The organism is Sinomonas sp. (assembly GCF_051955515.1).
Taxonomy (GTDB): Bacteria; Actinomycetota; Actinomycetes; order Actinomycetales; family Micrococcaceae; genus Sinomonas.
Map to the genome: position 1 here is coordinate 13691 of NZ_JBQCGQ010000050.1, position 14859 is coordinate 28549.

The 14859-nt window shown below is 69.3% G+C and carries 17 protein-coding genes; 7 read left to right on the forward strand and 10 right to left on the reverse strand.

Annotated elements, in window-relative coordinates; translation table 11 throughout:
• Window positions 1-13: 13 nt before the first annotated feature.
• Window positions 14-1012, reverse strand: a complete 999-nt coding sequence (locus ACTHL9_RS02825; protein ID WP_440517166.1) for an aquaporin — start codon at window positions 1010-1012, stop codon at window positions 14-16.
• Window positions 1013-1142: 130 nt separating this feature from the next.
• Here ACTHL9_RS02825 and ACTHL9_RS02830 point away from each other — a divergent pair, with 130 nt between their 5' ends.
• Window positions 1143-2150, forward strand: coding sequence for an ADP-ribosylglycohydrolase family protein (locus tag ACTHL9_RS02830; protein WP_440517221.1), 1008 nt, complete (start codon window positions 1143-1145; stop codon window positions 2148-2150).
• Between the two features lie 20 nt (window positions 2151-2170).
• On the opposite strand, the gene ACTHL9_RS02835 is transcribed toward ACTHL9_RS02830, so the two are convergent.
• Together ACTHL9_RS02835 and ACTHL9_RS02840 are read right to left on the reverse strand one after the other, a co-directional pair.
• Window positions 2171-2665, reverse strand: a complete 495-nt coding sequence (locus ACTHL9_RS02835) for a DUF4395 domain-containing protein (RefSeq protein WP_440517168.1) — start codon at window positions 2663-2665, stop codon at window positions 2171-2173.
• A gap of 52 nt (window positions 2666-2717) precedes the next feature.
• Window positions 2718-3731, reverse strand: a complete 1014-nt coding sequence (locus ACTHL9_RS02840; protein WP_440517169.1) for an exonuclease domain-containing protein — start codon at window positions 3729-3731, stop codon at window positions 2718-2720.
• Window positions 3732-3799: 68 nt separating this feature from the next.
• On the opposite strand from ACTHL9_RS02840, the gene ACTHL9_RS02845 reads away from it, so the two are divergent.
• Both ACTHL9_RS02845 and ACTHL9_RS02850 read left to right on the forward strand, forming a co-directional pair.
• Window positions 3800-4558 (forward strand): DedA family protein, encoded by a 759-nt coding sequence (locus ACTHL9_RS02845; protein ID WP_440517170.1) that lies wholly within the window; start codon window positions 3800-3802, stop codon window positions 4556-4558.
• Complete coding sequence (locus tag ACTHL9_RS02850) at window positions 4559-5785, forward strand: MFS transporter (protein WP_440517171.1); 1227 nt, start codon at window positions 4559-4561, stop codon at window positions 5783-5785.
• A 27-nt stretch (window positions 5786-5812) separates the two neighbouring features.
• Here the strand turns inward: ACTHL9_RS02850 and rdgB are convergent, their stop codons facing one another.
• Window positions 5813-6466, reverse strand: a complete 654-nt coding sequence (rdgB, locus tag ACTHL9_RS02855; protein WP_440517172.1) for an RdgB/HAM1 family non-canonical purine NTP pyrophosphatase — start codon at window positions 6464-6466, stop codon at window positions 5813-5815.
• Window positions 6463-7236 (reverse strand): ribonuclease PH, encoded by a 774-nt coding sequence (rph, locus tag ACTHL9_RS02860; RefSeq protein ID WP_440517173.1) that lies wholly within the window; start codon window positions 7234-7236, stop codon window positions 6463-6465. The genes rdgB and rph overlap by 4 nt, the downstream gene beginning before the upstream one ends.
• Before the next feature lie 36 nt (window positions 7237-7272).
• Here rph and ACTHL9_RS02865 point away from each other — a divergent pair, with 36 nt between their 5' ends.
• Together ACTHL9_RS02865 and lgt are read left to right on the forward strand one after the other, a co-directional pair.
• Window positions 7273-8154: an aldo/keto reductase gene (locus ACTHL9_RS02865; protein WP_440517174.1), complete on the forward strand. Its 882-nt coding sequence runs from the start codon at window positions 7273-7275 to the stop codon at window positions 8152-8154.
• A gap of 20 nt (window positions 8155-8174) precedes the next feature.
• Complete coding sequence (gene lgt, locus ACTHL9_RS02870; protein ID WP_440517176.1) at window positions 8175-9095, forward strand: prolipoprotein diacylglyceryl transferase; 921 nt, start codon at window positions 8175-8177, stop codon at window positions 9093-9095.
• Here the strand turns inward: lgt and ACTHL9_RS02875 are convergent.
• From ACTHL9_RS02875 to clpS, 4 genes are read right to left on the reverse strand one after another with little or no spacing between them, the layout of a single operon-like run.
• Window positions 9060-9857 carry an MBL fold metallo-hydrolase gene (locus ACTHL9_RS02875; RefSeq protein ID WP_440517178.1) on the reverse strand — a complete coding sequence of 266 codons (798 nt, stop codon included), beginning with the start codon at window positions 9855-9857 and terminating at the stop codon, window positions 9060-9062. The two genes, lgt and ACTHL9_RS02875, sit on opposite strands and share 36 nt — an antisense overlap.
• The gene (gene murI, locus ACTHL9_RS02880) at window positions 9854-10852 is read right to left on the reverse strand and encodes a glutamate racemase (RefSeq protein WP_440517180.1); all 999 of its coding nucleotides are present in this window, start codon (window positions 10850-10852) and stop codon (window positions 9854-9856) included. The genes ACTHL9_RS02875 and murI overlap by 4 nt, the downstream gene beginning before the upstream one ends.
• Window positions 10849-11445, reverse strand: coding sequence for a DUF2017 domain-containing protein (locus tag ACTHL9_RS02885; protein ID WP_440517181.1), 597 nt, complete (start codon window positions 11443-11445; stop codon window positions 10849-10851). The genes murI and ACTHL9_RS02885 overlap by 4 nt, the downstream gene beginning before the upstream one ends.
• Window positions 11438-11755, reverse strand: a complete 318-nt coding sequence (clpS, locus tag ACTHL9_RS02890) for an ATP-dependent Clp protease adapter ClpS (protein ID WP_138413166.1) — start codon at window positions 11753-11755, stop codon at window positions 11438-11440. Before clpS ends, ACTHL9_RS02885 begins: the two co-directional genes overlap by 8 nt.
• 49 nt (window positions 11756-11804) lie before the next feature.
• Between clpS and ACTHL9_RS02895 the strand changes: the two genes are divergently transcribed.
• A complete protein-coding gene (locus ACTHL9_RS02895) occupies window positions 11805-13112 on the forward strand; it encodes a nicotinate phosphoribosyltransferase (protein WP_440517183.1) in 1308 nt (435 codons plus the stop codon).
• Window positions 13113-13142: 30 nt separating this feature from the next.
• Window positions 13143-13727, forward strand: a complete 585-nt coding sequence (locus ACTHL9_RS02900; protein WP_440517223.1) for an isochorismatase family protein — start codon at window positions 13143-13145, stop codon at window positions 13725-13727.
• Window positions 13728-13866: 139 nt separating this feature from the next.
• Here ACTHL9_RS02900 and ACTHL9_RS02905 read toward each other — a convergent pair whose 3' ends face one another.
• On the reverse strand, window positions 13867-14790 hold the full coding sequence (locus ACTHL9_RS02905; protein WP_440517185.1) for a DUF559 domain-containing protein: 924 nt from the start codon (window positions 14788-14790) through the stop codon (window positions 13867-13869).
• Window positions 14791-14859 lie beyond the last annotated feature (69 nt).

Consider the following 14859-nt stretch of genomic DNA (forward strand, 5'->3'; position numbering starts at 1 on the left):
ATCAGGGATCGGACTACTTGTCGCGGTCGAAGAACGACTTGGCGTCATCCTCGTCCGTGCGCGGCCGGTCGGGGATCCCCGGGGCATCGACGATGGCGTCGTCCTCCCCGGACTTCGCCAAATCGAGGCGCGTCTCGGCCCCCGTTTCCCGCTCCGCGGCCTCGGCGGCCTCGACCTCAGCGGCCGTGGCGCCTTCCGTGGGCAGACCCTCGACGGTGGTGAAGGAAGGCGCGCCCGGCGCACCCGTGACGATGACGTCGTCGGGCGAGCCGAAGCCGCGGAAGATGAGGCCAGCGATGACAGCCCCGAGGAGCGGGGCGAGCCAGAAGATCCAGAGCTGGCCGAGCGAGTTGGTCTCAGCGAAGATGGCGGTCGCAGTCGAACGGGCAGGGTTGATCGACGCGTTGGTGACCGGGGCGATCGACTGGATCAGGATCGCGAGCGTGATGCCGATGGCCCAAGGTGCTACGCCCTTCGCCGCGCGCTTGGACGTCGCGGCGAGGATGACGCCGAGGAACACGGCCGTCGCCACGACCTCGGCGAGCAGGCCTGCAGCCATGGGGAACTTGTTCGGCGAGAGGTCGTCCACGCCGTTGGAGATGTGCGTGAAGATCGGCTGCACGTTGGAGAGGCTCGAGAGGTTCGGCAGCGTCCGCACCGAGACCCACAGCACGAGGGCGCCGAGGGCGCCGCCCACGAGCTGTGCGAGGACGTAGCCGGGAACGACCTTCCACGGTGTGCGCCCGGCCACCGCGGTGCCAAGCGTCACGGCGGGGTTGAAGTGCCCGCCGGAGATGTGGCCGACCGCGGCGATGCCCACGGCCACGCTGAGGCCGATGGCCAGCGGCGCGGGAAGCGGAGCCGACGACGGATCGCTGAAGAGCGCCACGCCGAGGCCGCCGAAGACGAGAATGAACGTGCCGAAGGCCTCGGCCGCGAGCTTCGGGATGATGCCGAATTCCTTCGGGGCCGCGAGGGCGGCGTCTGCGGTGGGGACCGCGGGGCTGGTCATGGGGGTATTCCTCTTTCGAGTCGTCGGATGAGGCCGATCACAGGGGCCTCAGGCGGGCCGCCCCTCATGCTACCTCCCGGCTTTGACCGGATGCCGGGCGCGATGACGGTACATTGCTCACGTGACGAGCATGCCGAGCACCGCATCGAGAATCCACGGCTGCCTTCTGGGGGCCGCCGCAGCGGAGGCCGCAGCCCTCGCCGAGCGTTACCACAGCGCGGGGCAGCACAGCGCGGACGACGGCGGCCTCCGCCTGGGCGCGGCTGGCCAGCTCTCGCTGTACACCGCGGATGCCCTCGCGCAGGTCCTTGAGTGGGCGAACGACGGGGTGTACGCGGATCAGGCCGCCTGCGTGTGGCTCGCCTTCCTGCGGTGGGCCGGCGGGCAAGGGGTCGCACTCCCGTCGTCGGCCCCGCCCATCACGGAGCGGTGGATCGACGCGGAGCCGGCCGCACGCCGTCGTCTGCCGGACCGCCCAGCCTGGGTGGGCTCTCTCGCGAGCGGGGAGATGGGAAGCGCGGCCCGGCCTCTCGGCGCCGAGTACGACGACGGTGGTGCCGCCGCCCGCTCCGCTCCCTTCGGTCTCATCCAGGGGACTCCCCCCGCCGCCGTCGTGTCGATGGCCCTCGACGGCGCAGCCCTCACCCACGGCGATCCGGCGGCGATTCAGGCGGCTGCAGCGGTCGCCCTGATCGTCCGGGAGCTCGTCGCGGGTTCGGCGGTCAGCGACGCGGCGGAGGCCGCGCGCGCCGTGCTCGCCACGCGCCGCGCCCCGTCTGACGACGTGCTCGCGGCGCTCGACGTGACGCCGGAGGAGGGCGCGCGGCTTGAGGACGCGTCGCCCGCGGCCCGGGCGCTCGCAGCGGGTCTCTCCGCGGCGATCATTGCCGAGCGCACCGCGGGCCCGGCCGAGAGAAACGAGAGAGACGAGAGAAACGAGAGCAAACAGTACAGCTTCGAGGATGCCGTGAAACGGGCGGCAGATTCCGGCCCGGAGGCCGCAGCCATCGCCGGCGCGATCCTCGGTACCCTCTGGGGCAATGACGCTGTGCCGGACGCCCTGACCCGCAGGCTCGAGGGAATCGATATTGCGGCTCGGCTCGCGGCCGAGCTCGCCGAGGCTTCCGGCGCGAACTAGCTCCGGTCAAACTTCGACAATCAGCCCCGACGCAGCGCGATGTTGTTGCACGCCTCGCACACGCCCTCGGGAATGACACCGGCTGCCTGAAGCCTGCCGAAGATCCAGCACCCGAGGCAGAAACCCGCGAAAGCCTCCAGCGACGCCGCGACGATGAGCAGGCCCAGAAGCGTCCACGCCACGGGTCCCGCGCCAACGGTCCACAGGACGGCAGCCGCGGTCGAGAGCACAGCGCCGATCGTCTGGGCGAAGCGCTTGGGCGGGCCCGCTACGAGCCGTCGTCGGCCGAGGGCCGGCACAATCACGTGGACCGCGAGGCGTCCCGCCGGCGAGTACCGGGGTCCGCCAGCCACGCGAAGCCAGAAGCCGAGTGCGATCGCCCAGAGCGACCAGCCCCATCCCGTCGCCAACCCGACCGCGAGGGCGGCGAGGCTGACGACGACGATGATTCCCGCCGTCGAGCGGGCAGCGTACTCGTTCACGGGATTCGGGAACGCGAAGGCACGGCGAAGCATCTTCCCAGACTACGAATACGTGGTCGCCACGGACAAGGATTGTTGCCTTGCGCTACGCGCTCCGCGCCGGCCACTCCCCGCCGAGCATCTGGAGGAACTCGCCCTCGGACAGCACTTCCACGGAATAGCCGTCCGATCTCAGCTTGAGAGCGCGCCGCGCCTTGGAGGTCACGCGGCCACTTTCGACGCCCGAGCGGAGATCGGATGCGACGAAGCCATCACCGACCACGAGGAGCGTGGTCGCGCGGGTGACCGAGCTCGCCGGCTGGGCGCCCAGCGCGGCCGCCCGCGCCTTCGCCTCGGAACGCGTCATGCCGAGCGCTCCGGTGAAGACGATCCGGTGGCCGAACAGGGGGTGAGCGGGATCCGCCGCTGAGTTCGCGTCCGGATTGACTCCCTCCTCCGGCCACGCCGCCCACCGACGCCTGCCCGCGAAGCCGCGAGCCGCCGTCGTCCGCTCTCCCCCGGCTTCTCCAGACCCCAAGCGGCCCGGGACGAACTCCGGGTGACGGGGCAGCGAGAGATGCAGCGACGAGTACAGGTCCTCGACGCTCACCGCGTCGTGGCGCTGGGCGATATCGACCAGGATGCCGGCACACGCCGCAGCGTCCTCGGTGGCGTCGTGATGATTGACGAGCGGGACGCCCGCCGCCTCCGCGACGAACGGAAGCGAATGGGACGGAAGGTCGTAGGTGCGCCGGGACAGAACCACCGTGCACGCGTAGTCGTAGGCGGGAGCGGGCAGCTCCGAGACTTCGAGCGCCGAGCGGATCACCCCGAGGTCGAAGGCCGCGTTGTGGGCAACGAGCACGTCGTCCCCGATGAATCCGCCGATCTCGGGGAACAGGTCGGCGAACCGCGGGCGTTCCGCGACGTCCTCAGGACGAATCCCGTGGATCGCGACGTTCCGCGGGTCGAAGGCGTCGTGGCCGGCGGGCGGCCTCATAAGCCACGTGGCATCCTCCACCGCACGACCGTCGCGGACCTTCACGAGGCCTACCGCACACGGTGAGCCCCGGAAACCGTTGGCTGTCTCGAAGTCGATCGCGGTGAAGTCCAAGGGCACGCGGCAACTCTAGCCGCGGGGCCTGCTCCGATCCGGGAACGCCACGGCCCCTCCGGTACCCTTGGAGGGTGATCCCCGCCGCCTTGACCCAGCTCGTTGCCGCCCTCCCTGCGGCGGTCCAGCCGAGGAGCACCTCGTTCCTCCCTGACTGGCTCAACCCGGACGTCTTCCTCCGGGACTCGCCGCTCGGCCCTTGGATCGTCCTGGTGGTGTGCGCGATCATCTTCGCCGAGACCGGGCTGCTCATCGGGTTCTTCCTGCCCGGCGACTCCATGCTGTTCACTGCGGGCCTGCTCGTCGCAACTGGCGCCATCCGCTTCAACCTGTGGCTGCTGGTCCTTTTCGTCATCGTCGCCGCGATCATCGGCAACCAGGTCGGGTATCTCATCGGCGCGAAGATCGGGCCTTCCCTCTTCAGCCGGCCGGACTCCCGCTTCTTCAAGCAGGAGAACGTCCGCAAGGCGCACGAGTTCTTCGAGCGCCACGGAGGCCAGTCGCTCATCCTGGCGCGCTTCGTGCCGATCATCCGCACCTTCGTTCCCGTGATCGTGGGCGTGGCGGGCTTGGAACGGCGGAAGTTCTTCCTCTACAACGTTCTGGGCGCCATCCCGTGGGGCGGCGGCGTGACCCTCCTGGGCGCCTGGCTCGGCCATTACGAGTGGGTGGGGAAGAATCTCGACCTCATCTTCATCGTCATTGTCCTCATCTCCGTGATCCCCATCATCGTCGAGTTCTTCAAGGCCCGCGCGAAGGGCCGCAGCGTTCCGGAAGACCTCGAGGAGCGGCTCGCCGAAGCGAGCGATCCGGAGACCCCCGAGGGCCGCTAGGTGCCGAGGCGGCGGAGGCTTGCGCTCCTCGGCCTCTGGCTGATCCTCGTCGGGCTCAATCTCCGCACGGTCTTCTCGAGCTTCTCGGCCGTCCTGTCGGAGATCCGAGGGGCTGCTGGCCTTCCCGACTGGTCTGTCACCGTGCTGACCACGGCGCCCGTGGCGTGCCTCGGGATCTTCGCACCGCTCGCGCCCCCGCTGGCCCGCCGATTCGGAGCCGAGCGCGTCCTCCTTGCCGCGACCGGGCTCCTGACGCTCGGCCTCCTCGTGCGGCCGACGGCGATCCCCGGCTGGGGGACGCTGCCCTCCCTGCTGCTCGGCACCGCGGTCTGCGGGTTCGCCATCGCGCTCGGCAACGTCCTGCTTCCGGGCCTCGTGAAGAGGGACTTCCCGCACCGGCTCGGGCTCATGAGCGGTCTCTACACCACGGCGATCGTTGCGTCGGCCGCGCTGGCGGCGGGCCTCACGTACCCCGTCCTGAGCGCGAGCGGCTCCTGGCAGCTCGCGCTCGGCATCTGGGCCCTCCCGGCAGCGGCCGTCGCCGTCGTCTTCGCCCCGCTCGCCTGGACCGGCCGCGAACCGCTCCACACCGCGGACGACGACGGCCCGCGGCTCACGCGCGATCCCATCGCCTGGCACGTCACGCTCTTCATGGTGGCGCAGGCGATGATGTCGTTCAGCGTCTTCGCGTGGCTTTCGCCCATCCTCCGGGAGCGCGGAGTCGACGGCACGAGCGCGGGCCTGATCGCCTCGTTCTCGATCGTGCTCCAGATGGCCGGCTCGCTCGTCGCCCCCGCCATCGCGGCGCGGCTCTTCCGGCAGAGTGCCCTCAACGCCGTCGTCGCCCTGCTCACCGGCTCGGGGTTCGCCCTGTGCATCGTCGGACCGCTCGGCGGGGTCTGGCTCTGGTCGGCCATGCTCGGACTCGGCCAAGGGGCCCTCACGGCTCTCGCCCTCACGATGGCCATGCTCCGGACGCGGGATGCCGGCACCGCCGCGCGACTCTCGGGCATGATGCAGGGCTTCGGCTACGGATTGGGCTCGACCGGAACGCTCCTCGTCGCCCAGCTCCACGCAGCTGCCGGATCCTTTGTGCCCGTCGCCGCGCTCTTCGCCGTCGTCGGCCTCTCCGCTGCGGTCTTCGGCGCACTCTCAGGGCGGCGACGCTTCGTGGGGTCGGCCGCCCTCTCGACCTCCGTCGATGCCAGGCCGCTCCCTCGGGGCTGAGCCTCCGCCGACTCTACGCCAAGGACCTTAGGACAGCGCCTTCACGATCTCCGGCAGAAGGGCCCGGAACGCCTGGCCTCGGTGGCTGATCGCGTTCTTCTCCTCGCGGCTGAGCTCCCCGCAGCTGCGGTCCATGCCCTCGGGCCGCAGGATCGGGTCGTACCCGAAGCCGCCCTCGCCGCGGGGCTCGCGTAGGAGCGTCCCCCTCAGCTCGCCGTATTCGACGTGCTCGTAGGGATCGCCGCCGTCGTCCGCCGGGGTGACGAGGGCCGCGGCACACACGAAGGCGGCAGCTCGGTGCTCGTCCCGGACGTCGGAGAGTTGGGCCAGCAGGAGCTGCAGGTTCGCCTCGTCGTCTCCGTGCCGACCAGCCCATCGGGCAGAGAAGATGCCGGGTGCGCCCCCGAGGACATCCACGGCGAGTCCCGAATCGTCCGCGATCGCCACGAGTCCAGTAGCCGCGGCGACCGCACGCGCCTTGAGAAGCGAGTTCTCGGCGAAGGTCACCCCGTCCTCCAGTACATCGGGCCCGCCGACGGTGGGCGCGTCGACCACCTGGGTGTCCACGTCGAGACCCGGCACTTGGCCCCTGAGCAGGTCCCGCAGCTCGCGGAGCTTGCCCTGATTGTGGGTCGCGAGGACCAGCCGAGGCGGGTGCGCGAGCGGTTGGGCTGCACTCACGAGACGGTCCTGAGGGCCTCGGCGAGCGTCTCGCGCTGGATGTCGGCGAGCTGCGCGGTGCCGATGAGCGCCAAGTCCAGCAGGTTGTTGAGCTCGTCCCGGTCGAACGGCGCACCCTCGGCCGTGCCCTGAACCTCCACGAACTTCCCGGACCCCGTGACCACCACGTTCATGTCCGTCTCCGCGCGCACGTCCTCGACATACGGGAGATCGAGCATGGGGACACCGTCGATGATGCCCACCGAGACTGCCGAGACCGTATCGACGAGCGGCTCTGCGCCCGGCTCCACTAACCCCTTGTCCTTGGCCCACCGCACCGCCTCGGCGAGCGCCACGAACGCGCCGGTGATCGCTGCAGTCCGCGTGCCGCCATCGGCCTGGAGGACGTCGCAGTCGAGCACGATCGTGTTCTCGCCAAGGGCCTCGAGGTCGATGATCGAACGGAGCGAACGGCCGATGAGTCGCGAGATCTCGTGGGTGCGCCCGCCGATGCGCCCCTTGACGGACTCGCGGTCCGAGCGGGTGTTCGTTGCGCGCGGGAGCATGGCGTACTCGGCGGTGACCCATCCCCTGCCCTCACCCTTGAGCCAACGGGGCACGCCCTCCGTGAACGACGCTGTGCAGAGCACGCGCGTGTTCCCGAACTCGATGAGCGCCGATCCTTCGGCCTGCTTGGACCATCCGCGGGTGATGCTGATTGGACGCAGCTGATCGGGAGTGCGCCCGTCGGCGCGCACAGCAGAAGGACTAGCAGGAGTGCTTGGGATCATGGGACCAGCTTAGCGGCGCGCGGCTACGCTGGGCCCATGACCACCCCGAGCGGCTCCCCTGCAACGCACGACGGCGTGCCGACCCTCGGCCTGCCCTGCGGACTCCGCGTCCCCCGGCTGGGTCAGGGGACGTGGTTCATGGGCGAGGACGCCGCCCGGCGGCACGACGAAGTGCGGGCGCTGCGCGCTGGGCTGGACGCGGGACTGACGCTCATCGACACCGCCGAGATGTACGGCGACGGCCGGTCCGAGGAGCTCGTCGCCGAGGCCATCGCGGGCCGCCGCGACGAGGTCTTCCTGGTGAGCAAGGTCCTCCCCTGGAACGCGACCCGAAAGGGAACGAGGCGTTCGGCCGAGGCGAGCCTCCGGCGCCTGCGCACCGACCGGCTCGATCTGTACCTGTACCACTGGCGCGGGCACGTTCCCCTCGCGGAGAGCGTCGAGGCCCTCGTGGCGCTGCAGGAGCAGGGGTTAATCCGGGCCTGGGGCGTAAGCAACCTCGACCCCGCCGACCTCGACGAGCTCGCCGGGCTCCCGCGTACGACCGGCCCGCAGGGCGTCCAGACGGACCAAGTGCTGTACAACCTCACGCGCCGCGGCATCGAGGCCGACCTCCTACCACGGCTGCAATCCGCGGGGATTCCGGTCATGGCCTATTCGCCCGTGGAGCAGGGCCGTGTGCTGGGCCACCCGGTCCTTGACGAGGTCGCGGCGCGGCACGGAGCAACGGCTGCACAGATCGCCCTCGCCTGGGTCCTCCGCCAGGACGGCGTGCTCGCCATCCCGAAGTCGTCCTCGGCGCAGCACACCCTCCAGAACCGGGCCGCCCTTGAGGTCGAGCTCACGTCGGCGGACCTCACAGACCTCGACGCGGCGTTTCCGGCGCCCCGGCACCCGGTACCGCTCGAGATGCTCTGAGCCCCGCCTAGACTGGACGCGTGCATCCCGCCTATCTTCCGTCCCCGACGGTCAACGCCTTCAGTCTCGGCCCGCTGAAGATCCATTTCTATGCGCTGTGCATCCTCGCGGGCATCGGGGTGGCCCTGTGGCTGACAGACCGGCGATGGGTCCATCGCGGCGGCAAGGCCGGGCAGGTGCTCGACATTTCACTGTGGGCCATCCCTTTCGGCATTGTCGGCGGACGCATCTACCACGTGATCACGGACCCCGAGCTGTACTTCCTTCCGGGCAAGAATCCGTGGAACGCGTTCGCCATCTGGGACGGCGGCCTCGGCATCTGGGGTGCGATCGCGCTCGGCGGCCTCGGGGCATGGATCGGCTGCCGCCGGGCGAAGGTCAGCCTGGCGGACTACGCGGATGCTCTCGCCCCGGGGCTTCTCTTCGCCCAGGCCCTCGGCCGGCTCGGGAACTGGTTCAACAACGAGCTCTATGGTGACCCCACGTCACTGCCCTGGGGCCTCGAAATCCACGAGATGGACCCCGCCACCGGCGGCGCGGCCCTGGGACCCGACGGACAGCCGATCGTCCTCGGCTACTTCCAGCCCACGTTCCTCTACGAAGCCTTGTGGTGCACCCTCGGCGGCATCGCCATCCTCGTGGCGGCCCGTCGGTTCCGGCTCCCCCGCGGGGCCGAGTTCTGCCTCTACGTCATGATCTACACCGCGGGGCGCTTCGTCGTTGAGCTCATGCGCTCCGACTACGCGAACCTGATCCTGGGGCTGCGCGTCAACACGTGGGTCGCCGCGCTGGTCTTCCTCGGTGGGGCGGTCGCCTTCGCGCTGCTCCTCCGCCGCGGGCGACGTACCGGCAGCGACGACGAATCTGGCAGCGACGACATTCAGCCTACGCCGCAGACGTCGCCGTCAGACGATGTAGTGGACCCCGGCGACCGCCACTGAGATCGGGCCCCCGTAGGCCCGCTGCGCCTCGGCGACCGTCCGATTCGCGTCGTTCCACACGGGAAGGTGCGTCAGGAGCAGGCGCTTCGCTCCGGCGTCGGCGGCTGCCTGTCCAGCGCGCAGTCCGGTGAGGTGAACGCCGTCGATCGCGTCGTCGCGGCCCTCGTGGTAGGCCGCCTCGCAGAGGAACATGTCGGCGTTCTGGGCGGCGTCGAGCAGCCCGGGACACGTGTCCGTGTCGCCCGAATACGCCAGAATGCGCCGCTCGAAGGTTCCGTCCCGGCGGGGTTCAACGGCTTCGATGCGCATGGAATACGCCTCGGCGATCGGGTGGCGGGCCGTGTGCACGGAGAAGCGGAACGGGCCCAGCTCGGTCGTCTCCCCCACGGTCCAGGTGTGGAACTCGAAATCCTCATGGAGGTCCGCGGGCGGTTCCATGTCCAGCGCGATCGAGAGGCGTCGCGCCGTGGCCTCGGGGCCCCAGACCGGGACGCGGCCCGAGCTCCAGCCCTTCGGATTCCAGTGGATCGCCACCTGAAGACCCGTCAGGTCCATGCAGTGATCAGGGTGGAGGTGGCTCAGCAGCACACCGTCGATGTCCTCGAGGTCCATGTAGCGCTGGAGCGTGCCGAGTGCGCCGGAGCCGAGGTCCAGCAGGATGCGCCAGTCGCGTTCGCCGTCGTTCGCCGTCAGCAGGTAGCAGCTCGCCGGCGAGCTCGGCCCCGGGAATGAACCGCTGCAGCCGACGATGGTGAGTTTCACTGCTGCATCCTATCCACGGGCACGCCTTCGGACGCAGACGGCGACACGAAGTAGGAGACGCGCCCCGTGCCTCCGGCGCTCGCATCAGCCCGGGCCGCCTCGATCATCTCGGGGGTGATCCGAGCGAGGCTCCCCGTGGGATAGTGCGCCGAAACATGCTCCGCGTGCTCCACGCGCTGGACCTCCGGCCCGAGGAAGCGCCGCGCGAGGACTTCGAACTGGGCGGCGTCGCCGGTGGCGAGGAACGTGTGGCTCGGCGGCTCGAGGGAACGGCGCTCGAGACCGTGGCTCACCAGTGCGCGGTAGACGTCCTTCGCGGTCTCCTCGGCGCTTGAGACGAGGGTGACGCCGTCGCCCATGACATAGCTGATGACGCCGGTGAGCAGCGGATAGTGTGTGCAGCCCAGCACGAGCGTGTCCACGCCGGCCTCGCGCAACGGCGCGAGATAGCCCTCGGCGGCGGCGAGGAGCTGCGGACCCGTGGTGACGCCAGCCTCGACGTAGCGGACGAAGTCGGGGCACGCAGCGGAGGCGATGTGCAGATCGGGCGCGGCCGCGAACGTGTCGTCGTAGGCGCGGGAGCCGATGGTAGCGCTCGTCCCGATCACGCCCACGCGGCCGTTGCGGGTGGCGACGACGGCCCGCCGGACAGCCGGCTGGATCACCTCGATCACGGGGATGCCGTAGCGGGCGGTGTAGCGCTCCCTCGCGTCGCGAAGGACCGCGGCGGAGGCCGAGTTGCACGCGATCGTGAGGAGCTTCACGCCCGAGTCCACGAGCTCGTCCATGACCCCGAGCGCGTTGGCGCGGACCTCCGCTATGGGAAGCGGGCCGTACGGCCCGTGCGCGGTGTCGCCGACGTAGAGGACCGACTCATTCGGGAGCTGGTCGATCACCGCGCGGGCGACGGTAAGGCCGCCCACGCCGGAGTCGAAGATCCCGATCGGGCGCTCCGACCGGTCGAGCAGGGGGTCCGCAGCAGGGGGACTCGTCACGCCCGGTCCGCCTGCCCATGACCGCCTTCGGCACGATACGCGGCCATCATCGCGTCGATGAGCGTCGTCTGGAGCCAGGTGACGAAGTTGTAGACGAGCGCGAGGTAGGCGTCGACGTCGTCGTCCCCGACATCAGACCAGTCTGCGATCTCGTGCACGCGCTCCGCATCCTCCTCCGACCGGATGCCAAGGCGTTCGGCGAGGACCAGGCGGACGTCCGTGAGCGCCGTCGCCCAATGCGCTGCGGCCGTCGCATCCAGCAGGACGTCTTTGGATTCGAGGCCCATCGCAGCGGCCCGCAGCGCCCCGGCCTTGCTCTCGCGGAGCGAGCGTTCGGTGAGGCGGCGGAACTCGAGGGAGGCCTCGCCGTCGTCCTTGGAGACGTTCGGGAGGAGGCGCTTCAGCGCAGGGTCCTCGGGCTCGGCGGCATTGGGCGTGATGCCCACGAGCGCGGCGAGCGGATCCTCCTCCGGCTGCTCGTCAGGCTCAAGGAGTGCCACGACGTCGCGGAACAAGCCCCGGAGGAGCTCCCGCTCTGCGTCTTCGAAGCGCCCGCTGATCCCCTTGCGCCCGTAGGTGAACGGCTCAGCCATCCTCGCCAGCCCTCTCCACCGTGGCCCACAGTCCAAAGTTGTGCATTGCGACGGCCTGCCGCTCCACCGTCTCCTTCGAGCCGTGGGACACGATCGACCGTCCCTCGGTGTGCACCTGCATCATGAGGGCGTCCGCCTTCTCCTCCGAGTAGCCGAAGTAGGTCTGGAAGACGTAGCTCACGTAGCTCATCAGGTTCACCGGGTCGTTCCAGACGACGAGGTTCCAGGGCACCATCGACGCCGAGTCGGTTGCCGCCGTCGTCTGCTCGCGGAGGCCATGCGTGGGTTCCGTGGCGACGCTCAAGCTCATGTGGCCATTCTAGGCAGGGCTCGGCCCCCTCCCCGGTTAGAGTGAACCCGTGACTCCCCGCACGTCGCTCTTCACGGACCATTACGAACTCACGATGCTCCAAGCCGCCCTCCACTCGGGGGCGGCGCACAGGCGCTCGGTGTTCGAGGTCTTCGCGCGGCGGTTGCCTGACGGGCGGCGGTACGGCGTGGTCGCCGGAACCGGGCGACTCCTCGAGGGGATCGCGGACTTCCGCTTCAAGGACGAGGAGCTCTCCTTCCTCGAGAGCACGCACGTGGTCAACCGCGAAACCCTCGATTACCTCGCCGACTTCCGGTTCTCCGGCGACATCTGGGGCTATGCCGAGGGCGAGGTCTACTTCCCGAATTCGCCGATCCTCATCGTCGAGTCCACGTTCGCCGAGGCCTGCATCCTCGAGACGTACCTCCTGTCCGTGCTCAACCACGACTCCGCCATCGCCTCCGCCGCGTCCCGCATGACCATCGCCGCCAACGGCCGCCCGTGCATCGAGATGGGCTCGCGGCGCACGCACGAGGAGTCCGCCGTCGCGGCCGCGCGGGCGGCCGCCGTCGCCGGGTTCGCAAGCACGTCGAACCTCGCCGCCGGCCTGCGGTACGGACTGCGGACCGTCGGCACCGCGGCACATTCGTTCACCCTGCTCCACGACACCGAGCGCGACGCCTTCGAGGCGCAGGTTGCCTCGATGGGGCCGAGCACCTCGCTGCTAGTGGACACGTACGACGTCGAAACCGCCGTCCGCGCGGCCGTGGACATCGCCGGTGAGCAGCTGGGCGCGGTCCGGCTCGACTCCGGCGATCTGATCGGCCAAGCGCACTGGGTGCGGCAGATCCTCGACGAGCTCGGCAACGTCAACACGCGCATCGTCGTGACGTCGGACCTCGACGAATACGCCATCGCCGCGCTGGCAGCCGCCCCCGTCGACTCCTATGGCGTCGGCACCTCGCTTGTGACCGGATCCGGCGCGCCCACCGCCTCGATGGTGTACAAGCTCGTGAGCCGGACGGACGACGATGGCCGCTTCGTCTCCGTGGCGAAGGCCGCGAAGAACAAGCAGACCGTCGGAGGCCGCAAGTTCGCCTTGCGCCGCCTCGACGAGAACGGCGTGGCCACGGCAGAACTGATCGGCGTGGGCCATCCCCCGGAGGGCGACAGCAACGATCGGCCGCTCCTTGAGCATTTCGTGGTCAGCGGCGAAGTCCAGCCAGGGTGGACCGGGCCCGAAGCCGTCGAGCGTGCCCGCGCCCGGCACGACGCGTCGATCGCCGAACTGCCTCCCGCCGCGCGACGCATGCACCGCGGCGAGGCCGTCATTCCCACCGTTTATGTCGAAGATTGAGAGTCCATGTCGAAGATTGAAAGCGGTGATATGAAGAGGGCCCTCATCGTCGTCGATGTCCAGAAGGACTTCTGCGAAGGCGGATCGCTTGCGGTCGACGGCGGAGCCGCCGTCGCGTCTCGCCTCACCCATTACCTCGAGCAGCACGGCAAGGAGTACGGCGCTGTCGCGACGACCCAGGACTGGCACATCAAGCCCGGGGACCACTTCTCGGAGAACCCGGACTTCGTGGACTCGTGGCCGCCGCACTGTGTCGCGGGGACGCAGGGCGCCGAGTTCCACCCCAACCTCGACGTCTCGAGCGTCGACGCGATGTTCCGGAAGGGGCAGTACGCCGCCGCCTATTCCGGCTTTGAAGGGCACCTCGCCCAAGCCGGTGACGCTCAGGGGACCGCCGAGGACTCCCCGAGCCTTGGCGAATGGCTCTCCCAGCACGCAGTCACGGACGTCGACGTTGTCGGCATCGCGACCGACTACTGCGTGAGGGCGACCGCCCTCGACGCCGTCCGCGCCGGTTTTCGCACCAGAGTGCTCAAGGATCTCTGCGCCGGGATTGCCAACGATCTCGGGCCCACGTACCGCGAACTCGAAGCCGGGGGCGTCAGCCTCGCCTAAAGGGCCCACCCCTTTGCCCCGTCACCTCCGCAGGGTCCCCACCCCCATGCCCCGTCACCTCCGCAGGGTCCCCACCCCCATGCCCCGTCACCTCCGCAGGGTCCCCACCCCCATGCCCCGTCACCTCCGCAGGGTGTGCTTAGGCGGCGCGTTCGCCGATGGCGGCGGAAATACGCCGAATGACCCCACGAAAGTCCTCGCGCAGGTCGTCGAGCCTCACGTGGATGACTATCCAGCCACCGAGGCGAAAGGCGCGGTCCCGCCGTGCGTCGGCCAAGCGTTGGGCCTCATCGTCGTGGTGAGAACCCTCGTACTGGATCACGATCTTGAACTCTGGGTATCCCAAGTCCCCGGATGGCGAAAAGGGATCGTCGGGTACGAGCGTCAGCTGCAACTCTGGCTCTGGGAGTCCCGCGTACAGAATGGCCAGCCGCAGAAGAGTTTCAGGAACAGAGTCGGCCCCGACGCGCATGTCTTCGAGTGCCAGGCGGCACCGCACGACTCCCTTCATCTTGGGGTGCGCCGAAAGCATCTCATCGAGTGATTCCTTGGTCGCGTAAGGTTCACGGCGTCCCTCGAGCCCCGGTCGAGGATGACGGAGAAGATGATCGCCAAGAGCGACAAGATGTTCATGCGGGAGCTGCATGGCCAAGTCGAGCCACGTCCTCGCCGGAGCGCTAATCCGCATGCCGTTCAGATAACACAGCTCCGAGGGACGAAACTTGACCTCGTGACCGACCACCCCGCGTCGGCGGACCCGTGGAAGACCACGAGGCTTGCTGAGATGAAGCAACTCGTCGTCGGCAAGCCAGGGCGGAACGGGCATGTTATGGATTGCCGCGGCCGTCTGGTGGGACACCCAGGCCCCTGGAGTGACCGCAAGATGCGCGCGGACCCTGTCGACGAGCTCGGGCTCGGTGCCAACCGGCAGATAGATCATCCTGCTCAGCCTCGTCAGGTCAGAGGCACGAAGGCGTCCGCGACTGATCGACGCGGAGACAGCCTCCGGCTGGGTGAAGGGATAGCGAGTGAAGGGGTCCGGGATAGCAGTGCGCTTCGTCATCTCTACAGTCTGGGCGGCATCGCGCTGAGGCTCTGTGAGTTATCCACAGGAACCCTGCAAAGGTGACGG

What these genes read in the sequence shown, in the direction of transcription:
- ACTHL9_RS02825 (WP_440517166.1), bottom strand. Translation starts at nt 1,012, where the DNA reads ATGACCAGCCCCGCGGTCCCCACCGCAGACGCCGCCCTCGCGGCCCCG.
- ACTHL9_RS02830 (WP_440517221.1), top strand. Translation starts at nt 1,143, where the DNA reads ATGCCGAGCACCGCATCGAGAATCCACGGCTGCCTTCTGGGGGCCGCC.
- ACTHL9_RS02835 (WP_440517168.1), bottom strand. Translation starts at nt 2,665, where the DNA reads ATGCTTCGCCGTGCCTTCGCGTTCCCGAATCCCGTGAACGAGTACGCT.
- rph (WP_440517173.1), bottom strand. Translation starts at nt 7,236, where the DNA reads ATGATCCCAAGCACTCCTGCTAGTCCTTCTGCTGTGCGCGCCGACGGG.
- ACTHL9_RS02865 (WP_440517174.1), top strand. Translation starts at nt 7,273, where the DNA reads ATGACCACCCCGAGCGGCTCCCCTGCAACGCACGACGGCGTGCCGACC.
- ACTHL9_RS02885 (WP_440517181.1), bottom strand. Translation starts at nt 11,445, where the DNA reads ATGGCTGAGCCGTTCACCTACGGGCGCAAGGGGATCAGCGGGCGCTTC.
- clpS (WP_138413166.1), bottom strand. Translation starts at nt 11,755, where the DNA reads ATGAGCTTGAGCGTCGCCACGGAACCCACGCATGGCCTCCGCGAGCAG.
- ACTHL9_RS02900 (WP_440517223.1), top strand. Translation starts at nt 13,143, where the DNA reads ATGAAGAGGGCCCTCATCGTCGTCGATGTCCAGAAGGACTTCTGCGAA.
- ACTHL9_RS02905 (WP_440517185.1), bottom strand. Translation starts at nt 14,790, where the DNA reads ATGACGAAGCGCACTGCTATCCCGGACCCCTTCACTCGCTATCCCTTC.